Source organism: Bdellovibrio bacteriovorus str. Tiberius, from assembly GCF_000317895.1.
Lineage (GTDB): Bacteria > Bdellovibrionota > Bdellovibrionia > Bdellovibrionales > Bdellovibrionaceae > Bdellovibrio > Bdellovibrio bacteriovorus_F.
Genome location: NC_019567.1, coordinates 929808 through 946685 on the forward strand (window position 1 = coordinate 929808; position 16878 = coordinate 946685).

The window sequence follows — 16878 nt, forward strand, 5'->3', positions numbered from 1 at the left end:
TGAGGACTTAAACCCCTTTAAAATTGATTTGAAGAGACTTCTCACCGTGGCAAATGGGCGTGACAAAAGCCTCTCTTTTCGCTTAGATAGACGCGAATATGGAGGCCCTGAAAATGGCTAAAAAGACCACTGTGAAAGCAGGGGGTAAGGCGGCTGCTGGTAAGACTACCAAGAAGGCTGCAAAACCTGCTGCAAAGTCCACTGTGAAAGCTTCTAAAAAAGCGACTGCTCCTGCAAAAAAGAAGCAGAGCTTTGGTGGATTGTCTGAAGAAATTTTGCTTCGCATGCATAACCTGATGGTTAAATCCCGCGTGCTTGAAGAACGTCTGATCAAAATTTATAAAGCCGGTGAGGCTTACTTCTGGATTGGTGGACCTGGTGAGGAAGCCTGGGGTGTTGCCTTGGGTATGCTGGCGCGCAAAGGCTCTGGCCCAGAGAACGACTGGTTGCACCTGCACTATCGCTGTACTCCGACGATGGTGGCTTTGGGCATGGACATGATTGATTCCATCCGCTTGATGATGAACCGTGCGACGGATCCATCCACAGGTGGTCGTAACTTCTCCAGCCACTATTGCTTCCCGCAGTGGAACGTGGCTCCGGTGACGTCTCCTTTGGAAGTTCAATATCCGATCGCGTGTGGTACGGCTCACGTGCAAAAGCGTGCGGGTAAAGGTGCGATCTCTATCGTGACTGGTGGTGACGCTGGGACTGCTGAAGGTGACTTCGCATCCTGCTTGATTCTTGCCTCCCGTAAGGGCCAGGAACTTCCGATGCTGATCACTGTTCAGAACAACGGCTACGGTATTTCGACTCCGTATGAAGGTCAGCACGGTGAAACGAACATCGCGGATCGCGCTGCTGCGTTCAACATCCGTTCCCGTGTGATCAACGGCAATGACCCGATTGAAACTTATCTGGCTCTGAAAGAAGAGATGGAATACATCCGTAAAACCGGCAAACCATCCTTCATCGAAGCGAAGGTGACTCGTTTGTACGGTCACTCTTCCGCGGACGGCGCCAATAAAAAACCACACTTGTTTGACCCGGTTCTGACTTTCGAAAAAAACCTGATCGATGCTGGCATTCTGGATCCGAAGGCTGCGAAGAAGATCTGGGAAGACTATGAAGCCGAAGGCGTCAACGCCCAGGAACAAGCCCGCCAGGAACCGGTGCCGACTCCGGAATCTGTTTGGGATCATGTTTACGTTAACAGCGAAAATGCAGATTGGAGAAAATTCTAATGGCAAGTATTGCTCAGGCCATCAGAATGGCCCTTCACTATGGTGAAGCCAACATGGGAGTTAAAGACATCTTCGGTCAGGACGTGGGCGCACCACTGGGGGGCGTTTTCACAGCGACTCAAGGTTTGGAAACGGCGTGGAACTCCACTCTGGATGAACGTGGGATCATCAGCATGGCGATGGGTATCGCGATGGGTGGTGACCGCTGCGTGGCTGAAATCCAGTTTGCGGACTATATCTTCAACACCATCGATCTTTTGAAAATTGCCGGTAACACTTTGTGGTGCACAAACGGTCAGATTCAATTGCCAATGGTGGTGATGACTCCGGTGGGTGCGGGGATCTTTGGTTCCGTTTACCACTCTCATTCCTTCGATGCATGGGCCTCCCGCCTGCAAGGCTGGAAGATCGTGATGCCGTCCAATCCGTTGGATGCTTACGGTTTGATGCTTTCTGCGATCGAAGATCCAAATCCGGTTCTTTATTTGAAATCCAAGGCGTTGATGCGCCATAAAGGTGATGAGCTGATCCCGGGTGAGCCTGCGGATGAAAAAGAGCTTAAAGCCATGATCGACAAACCAGTTCAGAATTCTGAAGGCTGGAAGCCGCGCTGGCCGGAACTTGAAAAATACATGGTTCCAATCGGCAAGGGCAAGATCACTCACGCGGGTGAACACATCACGGTTGTCACATACAGCCGCATGGTGCACCTGTGTGACGAAGTGGCGGTGAAACTGGCAGAAGAAGGCATCTCAGTTGAGGTGATCGATCTGCGCTCGATTTATCCATACGACTGGCCGATGATTAAAGAATCCATCGAAAAAACCGGCCGCGTATTGTTCGTGAACGAGGACACGGAAGTGACCAACTTCGGTGAGCACTTGGCGTACCGTGCGACTCAAGAGTGCTTCTATCAACTGATGGCGCGTCCGCGTGTTCTGGCTGGTAAAAACCTGCCGGGCATCGGTCTGCATCCGAACCTTGAAAAGAACTCTGTGCCACAGATCCATGACATTGAACTTGCGATTCGTGAAGTCGTAGCGGAAGTGCCGTAAATGAAAAAAGAAATGTCCCACAGAAAAAAGGTCCGCCGTCGTGTGAATAAAAAAAGCACGGCTTTGGTATTCGATAAATACGAACTGTACCGCAAAGCGGTTCAGTCGGCGGAAAATGATGTGGTCTTTATCTGGAACACGTTCCGCGAGCTGAAAGGCAAGCAGCCCCGTGTATTCCGTGAAGACTTCTGCGGGACCTTTGCTCTTTCCACCGAGTGGATCAAACTGCACCCTCGTCATGAGGCGGTGGGTGTGGATCTGGATCCGGAACCAATGGCCTACGGCAAAGCCAACTATCTGACGAAGCTAAAACCGGAACAGCAAAAGCGCATGAAGCTGGTGGAAGGCAACGTGCTGGATCCGAATCTGGCCAAAGCCGACATCGTGGCGGCGATGAATTTCTCTTATTTCTGTTTTAAAAAACGCGACGTTTTGAAGAAGTATTTCGCCAATGTGCTGAAGACTTTGAACAAAGACGGCATGTTCCTGGTGGACATCTTCGGCGGCAGTCAGTGCTACGAAGCCATTGAGGACGCGATCAAACACGAAGGCTTCACTTACTACTGGGATCAGACGAACTTTGACCCTGTGACCAATGAGGCTCTATTCCACATCCACTTCAAAGTGGGTGGGAAGAAGATCGAACAGGTTTTCACCTATGACTGGCGCATGTGGTCCATCTCTGAGATCCGCGACATCATGGAAGAAGTGGGCTTTAAAAAGACCCACGTGTACTGGGAAGGTACGGCTCCGGATGGTTCCGGAGACGGCAACTTCACCCGTGTGGATCACGGCGAAGCTTGTCAGTCCTGGATCGCTTATGTGGTCGGAGAAAAATAGCGCCGGTTGGTGAAAAAGGCCCATCTCCTTCGTTGTCGGGCCTTTTGCTTCTCTTCGACGTGCTTGGAGCACGCCTCCGTTTCGCAAAAAACCCTCCGCCTCGGATCTGAACCTTTTTGACCAACCTTGATTGGGTGGGGCGCGGAGGGGATTTTCTGGTTTTCTTAATTGTTTTTCTTTGGTCTGTCTCTTGCTCCTTTAGGGGCTGATGATATTCAAATGCAAACTAACCATATTCAAGCCTCGCAAGGGACACTGGGTGTCGCTTGCTGTCTATTTGTTGGTCACTTTGGTGGCTGGGCAGGGGTTTGCTAAAAATACGCTGAAAGACTTTACCAGCGATGGCTGCAGCATGAGTCCGGACGGGTTTGCCTGGTCGGTGAATGCCTATTTGGACTGCTGTGTGGCTCATGATGTGGCTTACTGGGCCGGTGGTGCCCGTGAAGACCGTTTGCGGGCCGACGAAGAATTAAAACAATGCATCACCGTCAAAGCCAACAAGTACACTGCGGACGCTTACTTCCGTGGTGTGCGTGTGGGTGGATCCGCGAAGCTTCAGACACCCTTTCGCTGGGGCTATGGCTGGGTTGAAGACCGCGGTTACAAGCCGCTGGATATGGAAGAGCGTTCCGAGGTCGCAGACAAGATTCTGTCGGTCGACTGGGAGCAGATTTACGATTCAATCTTTTTAGGAAACAAAAAATAACAGGAGACGTCCATGAGAAAATACATCGCTTTACTTGCCGGATTGATGTTGTCAGCCTTTGCCGAAGCCAAGGTGCTTGTGGTGTCTGATATTGATGACACGTTGAAGGTGTCCCACGTGTTGTCCAAGAAGGGGGCTGCAACTTCGTTTGCTGACGATGACAGCCGCTTTGTGGGTATGTCGGAAATCTTCCAGATGTTAAATCTGCAGCATGAAGACATTGAATTCCATTATGTGTCTTTGGCGCCAAAGCTTTTGATGAACGAGCAGCACACGGATTTCCTGGAGGAAAACGGCTTCCCGATCACGAAGCTGCACATGAACTCGGGCATCAAACAGGATCCTGAGCTGAAGCAAAAAGTCATCCGCAAGGTGCTTGCTGAAACCAATCCGGAAGTGGTGATCTATTTCGGCGACAACGGTCAGTTCGATGCGGTTGTTTATGACCAGATGGTCAAAGAGTTTCCGCACATCCCGGCGGTCAGCTATATCCGTGAGGCTTATTCCAGACTGGATCGTTCCAAGTTCCCAACGATGGAAGGTCAGATTGGTTTCGTGACCAGTGTGGAAGTGGCGATTGACCTGATTTCCAAAGGTCTTTTGATGAAGAAGGCCTATGGCCCGATTGAGCAGATCGTTTACAAGCGCATGAAGAAAGACGACAAGGATGAAAAATTCGGTCCCATGGTCTTCCCATGGTGGCAGGACTGCCGCGACTTCAAATGGCAGTGGGACGTAAAGAACCCTTCTGTAAAACTTCAGAAGATCCAGTCCGTAATTGCTGAAAGATGTGGATAAGACCATGAAAAAGTCCTCTTTGTTCATTCTAGCTTTGAGTGCCTCCACAATTTTGGGGGCGTGCTCGTTTCAGAAGGACCCTAGTAAGCCATCCAAAGTGGTTGAGGTTGTTGAGGTGCCTAAAGAAGTTAAGGTGGGGATGACGAAGGAGGAGATCTATGAAGACATTTCAAAATCCTCTGAGTTGAAATTTCCCGATAAGTTAAAAGTTGCTGATAAGCTCGATGATGAAGAAATGTTCTTGAAGCTTTTGGATGAAGTCGACTTCTTTAATGTGAACGAGGTCGGTGAAGATGGACTGACTGCTCTACAGTTGTTCCTTAGGGAAGATGTGGAAATAGGGCATGTCTTGAGTTTGTTGCGCAAGGGTGCCTCTTTATATGTGCCGATAGCTGGAACTGAGTACACTGGTTTTGACTTCTTGAAAAAGAAGAATAGTGAGTGGAATGAAGTTCGATCGCAACTCCCTTTCAATGATCTTTATCTATATGAAAATACCAGTTTCTATTCTCTAGAGGCCTTGTATGATAGTTATGATCGAACTAGATTTCCGATGCTGAAGCATTTGCCCGGAAAGCAACCACTTATTTGTCAAACGTTGGGTTATGCAAGAGCATACCGTGACTTTGAATCTATGGATGTGAAGAGAGTAAAGTTTTTTGATCTTTTACAGATGATTGAAAAGCGCGAGGGAACATTTGAGTTTAAAGATCCATTTGCTTTTGTTAAAGCAGCCTTTGTGATGGAAGATATCGGTGCATTTGATTTCTTTTTGAAAAAGCTTGGACGAGAGTTGAATAAGGAAGAAAGACTTAAACTGATTGAAACTTTTGATGAAGCGACTTTGTATTGGGTGCGAGATGCTCATCATTTTTTATCTTTTTCCGAGGCTGAGATTGTTGTTGTCGGGGAACAGATTCTAAAAAATGTTGAAAAAAAGAAGATTAAAAAAATGATGCAAGAAATTCAGTCTTCCTCTGTTCTCGACATGCTTATTAAGAAACACCCATCGGCCTATGCTGTGGCATATGATCGGATAAAGACCGAAGAATTTAATCCCTATTTTGATGATGAATGTGCGGCATGTGAGGTAAGAAACTCTATCAAGAGACGTGAAAATACTAGTATTGAGAAAAAGCCTTCAGAATTGATAAGAATTGAATGCGCTGATTAAAAAAAAGGGGCTTTACAGCCCCTTTTTTTATTTATATCCGCTGCCAGATTTGGATGGTTGCATTGGTGGCGGTGGAGGCTGCGGTCTGCTATTTGATCTGAAGACTTCGGGTTGGGTCACGGACTTGGTACCCTTGCTGCCAGTACAGAAATCCAATTCGATATCACATGCATTGGCCATAGACTTACAGAAAGCTTCACCTTCGGGAACATTTTTCATGAACGAATTTAGCAACGGGTCTCCTTGTCCATGTTGCATGCGATTGATTTCCTGTAGGCATTCACGAAGTCCATTGGACTTATCTCCTGATGCCACAAGTTGTTTTGAATCCTTTTTTTTCTCTCCAGAGACATCATATTCTGAAGGAAACGCATGGCTCAAACGCTCTTTGAACTTTGTCCTTTTGTCGCTAAAAGACATATTGGGATAAAGGGGATATTCCTTGCCGAACTCCGCATCCTTCATACTTTTTCTTGGATCTGGACTGCCAGTCAGTAGGTAGTTCATGTTTTCGCCAGCTTGCCAGCCAAACCAAGAACTATCATCGAAGCCATAGTATTTGCCGACGGCCTGAACACCTTTTGGCCCCAAATTGGTGTCTCTAGTTAGGCCCGGATATATTTTTGAGCTCCAATCACTAGGAGCCACGTCGGAGTCTTGAGCGCTGCGTTTAGTTTTAGAGCGCTCCTTGCTAATGTAGCTTTGACAGAAGCCGTAGCTCCTCATCATTGATATGACATATTTTTGATAGTTTTTGCGTGCATCGAAGTCAGAGGCAAGATTGTTTCCACCTCGATCGCTGAGCTCGTAATTTTGTACTGCCACAGTTCCCAATAGAAGCAGCCACTTCTCAGAGGGAACAACTTCACGACCTCCTGCTTTGTTGGCAAAATATTTTTGAGCTCCGCAGGAGACGCATTGTAAATGCGTATTGGTACTGAAGTTGCCACTGCTGCGGCAATCAAACTCATCGTAGCCCGCGAAGGACGGGCTGGCGGTGAAAACAATAGCTGTGGCTAATAGAGCCTTTGAGAACTGCTTCATCCTGTCTTCCTCTCGATAAGATAAACCAGTTCTCTTTATCGGCTAGAAATCGGATTTCTTGAACAATGGACGAAGGTCCAGACCGATCTCGGTCAGCTTGGGTTCCGGGAAGTGTGGCCCGCGGTGGATCACACACAGAACTGTGGAAATCTCAGCTCCGATAGAGCGCAAATCCGCGGTGGAAAGCACCACCTGGCCGCCGGTGGTGACGACGTCCTCGATCACGCAGACCTTCTTGCCTTTGATCTCAAGGCCTTCGGCAAACTTGCAGGTGCCGTATTCTTTGGCTTCTTTACGAACGAACACACAAGGGATCCCGGTTTCCAGGGACAATGCGGTGGCGATAGGGATGCCGCCCATTTCAAGGCCGGCCAGAACTTCAGTGCCGGCAGGAATCAAGGGAACCATTTGTTTGGCGATTTCACGCAGCAAAGTCGGCTGTGCCTCAAAACGATACTTGTCGAAGTATTCGTTCGAGATCTGGCCCGAGCGAAGTTTAAACTCCCCAGTCAGGTGAGCAATGTCGTAAATGTTCTTGGCAAGTTCTTGTCTGGTCATGGCGATAGCTCCTTCGCTTTTCAAAGCTAGGGCTATCTTTGACTTTCTTCAAGCCAGTTCTTGAAAGCGGGATTGATTCCCAGGACGGGGAGAGTCATGACACACGGGACGTCATAGGGGTGAAGCTCTTCGACCCTTTTTGTGATTCTGCTCTGTGCATCAGGGGTGTTCAAAGCCTTCAGGATCAGGATATGCTCGGAGCTTGTCTCTAATTTTCCCTCCCACCAGTACATCGATTCCATGCCTGGAATGATGTTGGCGCAACCGACAAGTTTTTCCTCCAGCAGAGTTCTTGCGATACTCTGCGCGGAAGTTTTGTCAGGGCAGGGGATATAAAATAGAATCACAATCTAGCTCCGGCGCAGTTTCTGTTTGCGCATCTGCCACTGTTCCAGGGCGAACTTGCGCATGTCTTCCACGCTGTCCAGTTCATCGACGATTTCTACACCTAGAAGGGTTTCAACCGCGTCTTCCAAGCTGACCAGACCAGCCACGATGCCGTACTCGTCCACCGCCAAGGCCATGTGTTCTTTTTCTTTGATAAAGAAATCCAGAACCTGGGACACAGTCATGCGCTCTGGGATGCTGGAGATCGGAGTCACGATCTCACCCACCTTCTTGTCGTGCAAGTCGTTGGAAAGGGTTTCGTGAATTTTATAGCGATAGGTCATGCCGATGATGTTGTCCAGGCTGCCATCGTAAACCGGTATGCGCGAGAAGCGCAGAGGACGGTATTTGTTAAAGACCTCTTCCACGGTTAATTCTTTGTCCAATGCAAAGAACACGGATCGTGGGGTCATGATGTCAGACACATAGATCTTGTCCAGCATCAGCAGGTTTTTGATGATGTTGGATTCTTTGCCTTTCAAAGTTCCTTCTTCCACGCCGATTTCGGCAGTCATCAGGATCTCTTCACGGGTCACTTCCGGATCTTCAGAGGTTTTTGCAAAAAAACGGCCCAGCCACTCGGACATGATCACCAATGGATACAAAAGCAAGATCATGAACTGGATGGTGTAGGCGGCAAAGGGAACCAGGGCTTTCCAGTGCGCGGCACCGACAGACTTGGGAATGATCTCAGACAGAATCAGGATCATGAAAGTCAGGGCAAAAGAGGCCACGGTGACGGCTTCTTGTCCGTATTGAATCTGAATTTGGTAGGCGATGGCGGCGGAGCCCAAGGTGTGGGACAGGGTGTTCAGGGTCAGGATGGCAGAGATAGGGCGGTCGATGTTTTCTTTCAGGTGTTCAAGAAGCTTTCCGCTTCTTTTATTCTCTTTGACCAGAACCCCGATGTAAGCGGAGGTCGAAGTCAGAAGAACGGCTTCCAGCATGGAACATAAAAAAGAGATACCGATGGTACTGATAAACAGAACAATAATAATCGTCATAGAGTGATGCTTAAATCTGAGAAGTTAAATGTGACGGGCAGACGCCTGTGATATTCCATAGAGACTAGAGTGTACCACATTCGGGAAGGGACCTGTCTATAACGCGACTTGCAAGAAGTCCTGATATAATCGAGATAAATCAGGAATTTGTGAGTCATCAGGACCCTGATGAGGGGTTTTTGACCTTTCGCCGGGCCCTTCATAGACTTTGGTAAAGCTTAAAAGGAGTACTAAAGATGATGAAGAATTTGGCAGCGGCCCTTTTGGTGTGGGGGGCATTCATGCAAGCTCATGCTGAAGTAAAAACTGAAATGGTCGAGTACAAAGAAGGCAAGACGGTTTTGGAAGGTTTTCTGGCTCAGGATGATTCCTTAAAAGGTCCGCGTCCGGCGATCATCATTGTTCACCAGTGGATGGGGTTGGGTGAACATGAAAAAGCCAGCGCCCAGCGTTTGGCGGAAAAAGGTTACGTGGTACTGGCTGCTGACATCTATGGCAAAGGGGTCCGTCCCGGGTCCCCGGCAGAGGCCGGCAAACTTGCCGGCACATACAAAGAGGACGTGAAGCTTTACCGGGCGCGTGAAAAAGCGGCTTTTGATTATCTTAAGAAAAATAAAAATGTCGATGCCAAGCAGATCGTGATCATGGGGTATTGCTTTGGTGGTACCGGAGCCCTGGAGGCGGCTCGTGCAGGTTTGCCTGTGGTGGGGGCGGTCAGCATCCATGGTGGTCTGGCCAGCAAGAATCCCAAGGATGTGAAGAACATCAAATCCAAGGTGCTGGTCTTGCATGGAGCTATTGATCCCTACGTGCCACCAGCGGAAGTCGATGGCTTCATGAAAGAAATGAACGAAGCCAAAGTGGACTATCAGTTCGTGGCGTATTCCGGAGCGGTTCATGCCTTCACTCAGAAAGATGCGGGCAATGATCCATCCAAGGGGCACGCCTACAACCCCGTCGCGGAGAAACGTTCCTGGGCGGCTCTGGAGGCCTTTCTGAATGAAGTGGCACCAGTTGCAAGGTAATGCGAATTGAGCTGTCTAGAGTCTGAACAATCGTGAAAATATGGCAAGGGTGGTGACGGGGAATGGTCCTGTCGCCGCCCTTGTGTTAAAGACTTCGCTTTGAATACAAAAGGAGTCTTCATATGAAAACAATCTTGCTGGCGGCCCTGCTTTCTCTTTCTTTCGCGGCGCCAACCTTTGCCAATATCTCTGACAATTCCCAGGACGTGGTTTCTGCTAAAAAAGGAAAAGGCAAATCCGAGCCGGCTCCGAAAGAAGACGACGGTGGTCGTGGTGAAGAAAAAGACCCTCGTGAAGAAACCTATGAAGGCAATGACCGTGACAGTGGTGGTTCTTTTGATGGCGGCGGTTACGGCAGCGGCGGATTCGATGGCGGCGGCTATGGCGGTGGTGACGGTGGCGGCATGATCGGTGAGATCTTCTCTGTTCCGGGCAAAGGCAAAACCTATCCAGTGACTTCCAACACGACAGTGGAAGATCGTGGCGATGTTCTGGTTTACACAACCCGCACTCAGGAAGACATCAGCTATGATGAAACCTGCACAACGATTTCTGTTTTGGTTGTGGCGAAATCCACAGGCAAAGTGATCTCTTCTGACAGCAACGAATATTGCAATCGCTGGCCGATGTAGTTTCGATTTTCACATTGTTTAAAAAGCAAAAGAGCTGACCCTAAAAAGTCAGCTCTTTCTATTTGCAGTGGCCAGTCCCGCCTAGCTGGCTTCAGAGGTTTTCGCGCGCTTGCTTTGGCGTTCTTCCACGTAGTCCATCACCAGCAAGGCCACGGCATTTTCCAGGGCGCCGGATTGTTTGGCAGCCGCAGGTTTTTCAACGAAACCCAAAGCTTTCAGCCACGTCTTTTTGTTCAGACTGTAAATCAATACACCGGCAGAAACCACGGTCATTACAAGGTACACAATCATGCCGCCAGTGATCTGAAACTCTTCCCCCTTGTCCAGCTGGCCGGCAAGGCTTGCGATGAACAGCGAGATCCCCACGCAGCTTAAAGCGAGTGATCCGATGGTGGATACCAGAACGAACGTCAGCGCGCGCAGATGCAACACCAGTTGCTGGGTGAAGGCGATGCCGGGTTCTTTGAACAGGCTTTTGGCGTTACCGATAAAGAAAGAAATGATGGGCAGAAGGAAGTTCATTTAGTCATCCTTTCTTTTGTACAGCATGCGCGCGATCACAAAGCCTGCAAGCGCCGCGATGCCGACAGAGGCCCATGGGTTTTCTTTCATGGTTTGAGTCAGGCCGTCTTTCAGGTCTTTGATTTGTTCACGTTGCTCGCCGGGAATTTTGTTTTTGATGGTGTCAGTCTGAGCTTTCAGTTCTTCCTGAAGCTGCTTTTTAATTTCGGCAATAAGCTGATCGCGATCCATGGCTGTCGTCCTTGGCTGATAAGATGATTTTACGAATCTCTTTTCGGCACAAACAGCAGGGATGTTAAGTTTTTCCGGATGAAGGTCGGGGCGGGGAAATAAAAAAAGCCCGGTGTTTCCACCGGGCTTTGAAGTTTGAAGATCAAACTTTGAAGACTACTTTTGCTCAGCTGCGCGCTTAGCTTGGTATTTCTTCGCAAGCTCTTCCTGGATGTTACGAGGTACTGGAGCGTACTTCGCGAATTCCATGGAGAACTCACCTTTACCTTTGGTCGCAGAACGAAGGTCTGTAGAGTAACCGAACATTTCTGTCAGTGGTACTTCAGCTTCGATCACGCAGTTACCTTCGAATGCAGTAGTTGCAACGATGGAACCACGGCGTTGGTTGATTTGACCAACAGCGGAACCTTGGTATTCGTCTGGAACTGTCGTCTCAAGCTTCATGATCGGCTCAAGAACAGTTGGTTTAGCGGAAGCGTAAACTTCACGAAGAGCCGCCATACCAGCGATTTTGAACGCCATGTATGAGGAGTCGACATCGTGGTACGCGCCGTCTTCCAGAACAACTTCAACGCCAACGATCGGGAAGCCAATCAGAGGACCTTTAACAGTCTGCTCTTTGAAGCCTTCTTCAACCGCAGGGATGAATTCCTTAGGAATACGACCACCGACAACTTTGTTTTCAAATTTGAATACAGCGCCGTCTTCTTGTGGAGGAAGAGGTTGGATTTTACCAACGATCTTCGCGTATTGACCGGAACCACCAGTTTGTTTTTTGTGAGTGTAGTCGTACGGAGCTTCAACGGAGATAGTCTCACGGTAAGCAACCTGAGGTTGACCCACGATAACTTCACAGTTGAATTCACGTTTCATACGCTCAACGTAGATTTCCAAGTGCAACTCACCCATACCAGAGATGATAGTCTCGTTGGATTCCTCGTCACGGTGTACGCGGAATGTAGGGTCTTCCTTACGGAATTTCTGAAGAGCTTTGGAGAAATTGTTCGCCGCAGTTTTATCTTTAGGCGCAATTGCCAAGCTGATAACGGAATCAGGTACGTGCATGGATTGCATGGACGCCTGGATGTTCTCGTCACAGAAAGTGTCACCGGAAGCACAGTCGATACCGAACAATGCTACGATGTCACCAGCGTAGGATACGTCGATATCTTCCATTTTGTCAGAGTGCATACGAACCAAGCGAGGAATCTTAACAGATTTCTTGTTCACTTGATTGACGATGAAATCGCCTTTGCCCATTTTACCTTGGTAAACGCGCATGTAAGTTAGCTGACCGAATGGAGTCTCTTGAAGTTTGAACGCAAGAGCAACCAATGGCTTCGTGGAGTCTGGGAACAGGTCGAACTTCTCTTCGTTCTTGGTGATATCAAGAGCTTGCTCTTTTTTCTCAGCAGGAGACGGAAGATAGTAAGTAACCGCGTCCATCAGACGCTGAACACCTTTATTTTTGAAAGCAGAACCGCAAAGAACCGGAACAATTTTCAAGCTGATGGTGCCCTTACGGATAGCCGCACGGATCTCTTCAGTTGTTGGCTCTTCTTCCATCAAGAATTTCTCTTCGATAGCAGAGTCAACGTCAGCCAATTTACCGATCATGATCTGACGGTATTTTTGTGCAGTTTCAACCAGATCAGCCGGGATTTCTTCAACTAGAACGTTTTCGCCGGAGTCACCTTGGTTGATGTAAGCTTTCATGTCAGTCAGGTCAACGTGACCTCTGTGCTGATCTTCCAAACCGATTGGGATCTGGATCATAACTGCGTTCAAACGCAATTTTTCGATCAAAGCATCAGTAACACGGTATGGGTTGGCACCTTGACGGTCCAATTTGTTCACGAATGCCAAACGAGGAACGTTGTAACGTTTCATCTGACGGTCAACAGTGATGGACTGAGATTGAACGCCGGCAACACCGCAAAGCAACAGGATCGCACCGTCAAGAACGCGAAGAGAACGTTCAACTTCAACTGTGAAGTCCACGTGCCCCGGTGTATCGATCAAATTGATTGTGTAATCCTTCCACTGAACCTGAGTTGCAGCAGACTGGATGGTGATCCCTTTTTCTCTCTCTAGATCCATGGAGTCCATTGTTGCACCAACGCCGTCTTTTCCACGAACTTCGTGGATGGCGTGGATTCTTCCTCCATAGAACAGAATACGTTCAGAAGTTGTGGTTTTCCCGGAGTCGATGTGCGCCGAGATACCAATGTTTCTGACCATATCAATATTCCACTTTTTGGACATATCTTTACCCTTCGTTTATATGGTTTTAATCGCTGTTATTATTAGCAAAAATTAAACAAATTTTATGAAAGTACTCGAATTATCATCAAATACTACTAAGTGCAAAAAAAGATTCTAGGCCAGAATCCCAACGCACCGCATCCTCGAGGCGGTTGGCTAGTCGGGCCCCTCTCAGTAGCGTAGACTGATCGGCACTATGACCGATCTTCTTCAGCTTTTAAAAGCGAACTTTCCTTTTACTTCTTTCCGGGGCGAGCAAGAGCAAATCCTGCATAAAGTTTGGGCAAACCAGAACCTGCTGGCTTTAATGCCCACGGGAATGGGAAAAAGCCTCTGCTTTCAGTTTCCGGCAAAGACCCGCGAGGGCCTGGTTGTCGTCATTTCCCCCTTGATCGCCCTGATGCAGGATCAGGTTTTCAAGGCCCAGGAACTGGGGATCAGCGCCACGTTTTTAAGTTCCACTTTGAGCCGGGACGAACGGGAGTCCCGGCAGAACCGCCTGGCCAAGGGCGACTTCAAACTGATCTATGTGACTCCGGAGCGGTTCCGTAAACCTGAGTTTCTTCAAGCTATTGAAAAACGGGCGATCCAGCTTTTGGCCGTGGATGAGGCCCATTGTATTTCCCAGTGGGGGCATGACTTCCGCCCGGACTATTCCCGGGTCGGAGAGTTTCGCGCCCTTTTGGGCAATCCGCCGACTTTGGCGCTGACGGCAACGGCGACGCCCGAGGTTCAAAAAGACATCCTGAAAAAACTGAACATGGAAGATGCCCTGATCATTTCTGCCGGGATTGAGCGTCCGAACCTGGCTTTGAATGTTCACGACATCTATGGAATCGATGAAAAGATCCGCGCCATCGTGGGTCTTCGTCATCTGACGCCAGGAACGGCGATCATCTATTGTTCGCTGATTCAAACTCTGAAGAAAGTGTCTTCCGCCCTGAACCGCCTGGGGATGGCGCATCTGGTGTATCACGGCGATTTGCCGCCACAGGATCGCAAGCGCAATCAGAAAGCTTTCCAGACCGAAGAAGCTCCGCTGATGATTGCGACACCTGCTTTCGGTTTGGGTATTGATAAAAGCAACGTGCGTCTGTTGATTCATGCCGAAACTCCGAATTCATTGGAATCGTATTTTCAGGAAGTCGGTCGTGCCGGTCGTGACGGGGCCGAGTCGTCTTGTCATCTGCTGTATGACCAGGACGATGTCAGCATTCAGATGGAGTTTTTGAAATGGTCTCACCCCGAGCCTGATTTCATCCGCAAAATCTACCAACTGATAGAAGACAAAAGAATGCAGGTGGATCAGGGCGGGTTTGACTTCCTTCGCGAACAAATGAATTTTAGAAATCGCCGGGACTTCAGATCTGAAGCCGCGGTCAGTATTCTGGAGCGCTGGGGCTGTCTGCAGAAATCTGACGATCCGTTTCCGTATGCTTGTGTGCATGAACCCACGGACGAACAGTTTCTGGCGGAAAACGGCGAAGCTATTTTGCGCGCTCAGAACACCAAGCTTTTGCAGATGGTTCAGTGGGCGAATCAGGACAGCGAGTGCCGCATGAATCGAATCTATGCGTATTTTGGGCATGAGCACGCGGAACCGTGCGGGAAATGCGATATTTGCAAACGATAGAACTTAAGGAGGTTGTGATGAGAGCTGGATGGATTGTTTCTTTTGTGCTTTTGATTTCGCTTTCTGCGGTGGCGAAGCAACTTCCTTTGGAAAAACTGAAAATGCCTGCGGGGTTTCAGATTTCGGTGTGGGCCCAGGTGCCGGGGGCTCGGTCTTTGGCGCAGGCTCCGGATGGCCGGATTTTTGTGGGTTCTCGTTCGGGCGACAAGGTTTATGTGGTGAAGGATGGCAAGACCAGCATCTTCGCGCAGGGCCTGGATACTCCAAATGGGGTCGCCTATAAAGATGGAAAACTTTATGTGGCCGAGATCGCGCGCATTCACGAATTTGATGCCAGCCCCAATGTGAAGCTGCCGGCAAAACCACTGCGTGCTTTGCCGCAGAGCTTTCCTTCGGACACTCACCATGGCTGGAAGTTCATCCGCTTTGGCCCGGATGGGAAGCTGTATGTGCCGGTGGGCGCTAACTGCAACATCTGTGATCCGGGGACGGATTATGCACGTATCTATCGCATCGACGTGAACGGCACCAGCAAAGAGGAAGTCGCTTCCGGCGTGCGCAACACTGTCGGTTTTGATTTTCATCCGCAATCAAAAGAACTGTGGTTCACCGATAACGGTCGCGACTGGATGGGGGATGATCGTCCCCCATGTGAAGTGAACCGTTTGACCAAAACAGGTCAGAACTTCGGATTCCCGTTTTGTCATGGTAAGGACACGCTGGATCCTGACTTCGGCAAAGGCAAAAAGTGTTCAGACTATGTGGCTCCGGTCGTGGAGCTTCGTGCGCACGTGGCGCCTCTGGGTATGCGCTTTTACACCGGTTCTCAGTTCCCGGCACCATACAAAGACAGCATCATTCTGGCTGAACACGGTTCCTGGAATCGTTCCACCCCGCAAGGGTATCGCCTGACGTTTGTGAAACTGAATGGTTCCAATGTTGAAAAAACCGAATCTTTCATCGAGGGCTGGTTGCAGGGTGATTCGTCCTGGGGGCGTCCGGTTGACGTGGAAGTTTTGCCCGACGGGTCCATGTTGATTTCTGATGACAAAGCGGGCGTGATTTATCGTCTGATTTACAAGGTAAAATAATGCAGGGGAAGTTGCGATCTTCAGTGGACTTTCCCGATCCGCGCGAAACTTTGGCCGAAGGAATTCTGGCCATCGGCGGATCTTTGGATGTGGGCACGCTTTACTCGGCCTACAGCAAAGGGATTTTTCCGTGGCCTCAGCCAGGTCTGCCGATGCTGTGGTTTTCTCCGGAAGAACGGGGCGTGCTGGAGTTTCGTGATTTCCACGTGCCTGAAAGTCTGCGCCGTTTTCGCAAGCGTCATCCCGAAATTCACTTTTCAGTGAATCAGGATTTTCACCACGTGCTGGAGGAATGTTCCAAACAGCCTCGTCCTGGTCAGGATGGTACCTGGATCACGGGGCAGATGAAACGCGCCTACCTGGAATTCTTCAAGGCCGGTTATTGCATGTCGGTGGAGGTTCGTGAAAACAACGTTTTGATCGGCGGCATATACGGTGTGCTGGTCGAAGGCGTGTTCAGCGGTGAAAGCATGTTCTATCGAAAGCCCAATGCTTCAAAATTGGCACTGTGGAGACTGGTGGAAGTTCTGTCAGAGCAGGGGCACGAATGGATCGATGTGCAGATGGTGACGCCCGTGGTGGCCAGTATGGGCGGGAAGCTGATCGATCGCGAACAATATCTGGAAATGTTGGAACAAAGACACTTCCAGTTCGAAACAACATAAAAGG

18 protein-coding genes are annotated in these 16878 nt (G+C 49.2%); 11 read left to right on the top strand and 7 right to left on the bottom strand.

Features of this window, described 5'->3' with window-relative positions; all coding sequences use genetic code 11:
• The first annotated feature begins 113 nt into the window (after window positions 1-113).
• The 6 genes from BDT_RS04560 (at window position 114) to BDT_RS04585 (ending at window position 5817) form a co-directional block, all read left to right on the top strand.
• Entirely contained in the window at window positions 114-1244 is a 1131-nt protein-coding gene (locus BDT_RS04560; RefSeq protein WP_148278712.1) for a thiamine pyrophosphate-dependent dehydrogenase E1 component subunit alpha, read from the top strand.
• Window positions 1244-2299, top strand: coding sequence for an alpha-ketoacid dehydrogenase subunit beta (locus BDT_RS04565; RefSeq protein WP_015090092.1), 1056 nt, complete (start codon window positions 1244-1246; stop codon window positions 2297-2299). The genes BDT_RS04560 and BDT_RS04565 overlap by 1 nt, the downstream gene beginning before the upstream one ends.
• Window positions 2300-3139 carry a class I SAM-dependent methyltransferase gene (locus tag BDT_RS04570; protein ID WP_015090093.1) on the top strand — a complete coding sequence of 280 codons (840 nt, stop codon included), beginning with the start codon at window positions 2300-2302 and terminating at the stop codon, window positions 3137-3139.
• Window positions 3140-3398: 259 nt separating this feature from the next.
• Window positions 3399-3845: a phospholipase gene (locus BDT_RS04575; protein WP_235046264.1), complete on the top strand. Its 447-nt coding sequence runs from the start codon at window positions 3399-3401 to the stop codon at window positions 3843-3845.
• 12 nt (window positions 3846-3857) lie between these two features.
• Window positions 3858-4643, top strand: a complete 786-nt coding sequence (locus tag BDT_RS04580) for a phosphatase domain-containing protein (RefSeq protein ID WP_015090095.1) — start codon at window positions 3858-3860, stop codon at window positions 4641-4643.
• Window positions 4644-4647: 4 nt separating this feature from the next.
• Window positions 4648-5817, top strand: coding sequence for a hypothetical protein (locus BDT_RS04585; RefSeq protein WP_015090096.1), 1170 nt, complete (start codon window positions 4648-4650; stop codon window positions 5815-5817).
• A 27-nt stretch (window positions 5818-5844) separates the two neighbouring features.
• On the opposite strand, the gene BDT_RS04590 is transcribed toward BDT_RS04585, so the two are convergent.
• The 4 genes from BDT_RS04590 to BDT_RS04605 are packed head-to-tail and all read right to left on the bottom strand — an operon-like array spanning window position 5845 to window position 8810.
• Window positions 5845-6861 carry a hypothetical protein gene (locus tag BDT_RS04590; RefSeq protein ID WP_015090097.1) on the bottom strand — a complete coding sequence of 339 codons (1017 nt, stop codon included), beginning with the start codon at window positions 6859-6861 and terminating at the stop codon, window positions 5845-5847.
• Window positions 6862-6903: 42 nt separating this feature from the next.
• Window positions 6904-7419: an orotate phosphoribosyltransferase gene (gene pyrE / locus BDT_RS04595; RefSeq protein ID WP_173362279.1), complete on the bottom strand. Its 516-nt coding sequence runs from the start codon at window positions 7417-7419 to the stop codon at window positions 6904-6906.
• Between the two features lie 32 nt (window positions 7420-7451).
• A complete protein-coding gene (gene cutA, locus BDT_RS04600) occupies window positions 7452-7766 on the bottom strand; it encodes a divalent-cation tolerance protein CutA (protein WP_011163517.1) in 315 nt (104 codons plus the stop codon).
• A 3-nt stretch (window positions 7767-7769) separates the two neighbouring features.
• A complete protein-coding gene (locus tag BDT_RS04605) occupies window positions 7770-8810 on the bottom strand; it encodes a CNNM domain-containing protein (RefSeq protein WP_011163518.1) in 1041 nt (346 codons plus the stop codon).
• Window positions 8811-9046: 236 nt separating this feature from the next.
• Between BDT_RS04605 and BDT_RS04610 the strand changes: the two genes are divergently transcribed.
• A complete protein-coding gene (locus BDT_RS04610; protein WP_011163519.1) occupies window positions 9047-9835 on the top strand; it encodes a dienelactone hydrolase family protein in 789 nt (262 codons plus the stop codon).
• Window positions 9836-9957: 122 nt separating this feature from the next.
• Window positions 9958-10467, top strand: a complete 510-nt coding sequence (locus BDT_RS04615) for a hypothetical protein (protein WP_011163520.1) — start codon at window positions 9958-9960, stop codon at window positions 10465-10467.
• An 81-nt stretch (window positions 10468-10548) separates the two neighbouring features.
• Here BDT_RS04615 and BDT_RS04620 read toward each other — a convergent pair whose 3' ends face one another.
• The 3 genes from BDT_RS04620 to fusA form a co-directional block, all read right to left on the bottom strand.
• Complete coding sequence (locus BDT_RS04620; RefSeq protein WP_015090098.1) at window positions 10549-10989, bottom strand: hypothetical protein; 441 nt, start codon at window positions 10987-10989, stop codon at window positions 10549-10551.
• The gene (locus BDT_RS04625; RefSeq protein WP_015090099.1) at window positions 10990-11220 is read right to left on the bottom strand and encodes a hypothetical protein; all 231 of its coding nucleotides are present in this window, start codon (window positions 11218-11220) and stop codon (window positions 10990-10992) included.
• A gap of 156 nt (window positions 11221-11376) precedes the next feature.
• Window positions 11377-13485, bottom strand: coding sequence for an elongation factor G (gene fusA / locus BDT_RS04630; protein WP_015090101.1), 2109 nt, complete (start codon window positions 13483-13485; stop codon window positions 11377-11379).
• Window positions 13486-13681: 196 nt separating this feature from the next.
• Here fusA and BDT_RS04635 point away from each other — a divergent pair, with 196 nt between their 5' ends.
• Genes BDT_RS04635 through aat form a run of 3 tightly spaced genes read left to right on the top strand, consistent with a single transcriptional unit; the run spans window position 13682 to window position 16874 of the window.
• Entirely contained in the window at window positions 13682-15118 is a 1437-nt protein-coding gene (locus BDT_RS04635) for a RecQ family ATP-dependent DNA helicase (RefSeq protein ID WP_015090102.1), read from the top strand.
• Window positions 15119-15135: 17 nt separating this feature from the next.
• Window positions 15136-16209 (top strand): PQQ-dependent sugar dehydrogenase, encoded by a 1074-nt coding sequence (locus BDT_RS04640; protein WP_041577028.1) that lies wholly within the window; start codon window positions 15136-15138, stop codon window positions 16207-16209.
• Entirely contained in the window at window positions 16209-16874 is a 666-nt protein-coding gene (gene aat, locus BDT_RS04645) for a leucyl/phenylalanyl-tRNA--protein transferase (RefSeq protein ID WP_015090104.1), read from the top strand. The genes BDT_RS04640 and aat overlap by 1 nt, the downstream gene beginning before the upstream one ends.
• Window positions 16875-16878 lie beyond the last annotated feature (4 nt).

Coding starts and splice junctions, on each gene's coding strand:
- BDT_RS04560 (WP_148278712.1), top strand. CDS start 114: ATGGCTAAAAAGACCACTGTGAAAGCAGGGGGTAAGGCGGCTGCTGGT.
- BDT_RS04565 (WP_015090092.1), top strand. CDS start 1,244: ATGGCAAGTATTGCTCAGGCCATCAGAATGGCCCTTCACTATGGTGAA.
- BDT_RS04570 (WP_015090093.1), top strand. CDS start 2,300: ATGAAAAAAGAAATGTCCCACAGAAAAAAGGTCCGCCGTCGTGTGAAT.
- BDT_RS04580 (WP_015090095.1), top strand. CDS start 3,858: ATGAGAAAATACATCGCTTTACTTGCCGGATTGATGTTGTCAGCCTTT.
- BDT_RS04585 (WP_015090096.1), top strand. CDS start 4,648: ATGAAAAAGTCCTCTTTGTTCATTCTAGCTTTGAGTGCCTCCACAATT.
- BDT_RS04590 (WP_015090097.1), bottom strand. CDS start 6,861: ATGAAGCAGTTCTCAAAGGCTCTATTAGCCACAGCTATTGTTTTCACC.
- pyrE (WP_173362279.1), bottom strand. CDS start 7,419: ATGACCAGACAAGAACTTGCCAAGAACATTTACGACATTGCTCACCTG.
- BDT_RS04605 (WP_011163518.1), bottom strand. CDS start 8,810: ATGACGATTATTATTGTTCTGTTTATCAGTACCATCGGTATCTCTTTT.
- BDT_RS04610 (WP_011163519.1), top strand. CDS start 9,047: ATGATGAAGAATTTGGCAGCGGCCCTTTTGGTGTGGGGGGCATTCATG.
- BDT_RS04615 (WP_011163520.1), top strand. CDS start 9,958: ATGAAAACAATCTTGCTGGCGGCCCTGCTTTCTCTTTCTTTCGCGGCG.
- BDT_RS04620 (WP_015090098.1), bottom strand. CDS start 10,989: ATGAACTTCCTTCTGCCCATCATTTCTTTCTTTATCGGTAACGCCAAA.
- BDT_RS04625 (WP_015090099.1), bottom strand. CDS start 11,220: ATGGATCGCGATCAGCTTATTGCCGAAATTAAAAAGCAGCTTCAGGAA.
- fusA (WP_015090101.1), bottom strand. CDS start 13,485: ATGTCCAAAAAGTGGAATATTGATATGGTCAGAAACATTGGTATCTCG.
- BDT_RS04635 (WP_015090102.1), top strand. CDS start 13,682: ATGACCGATCTTCTTCAGCTTTTAAAAGCGAACTTTCCTTTTACTTCT.
- BDT_RS04640 (WP_041577028.1), top strand. CDS start 15,136: ATGAGAGCTGGATGGATTGTTTCTTTTGTGCTTTTGATTTCGCTTTCT.
- aat (WP_015090104.1), top strand. CDS start 16,209: ATGCAGGGGAAGTTGCGATCTTCAGTGGACTTTCCCGATCCGCGCGAA.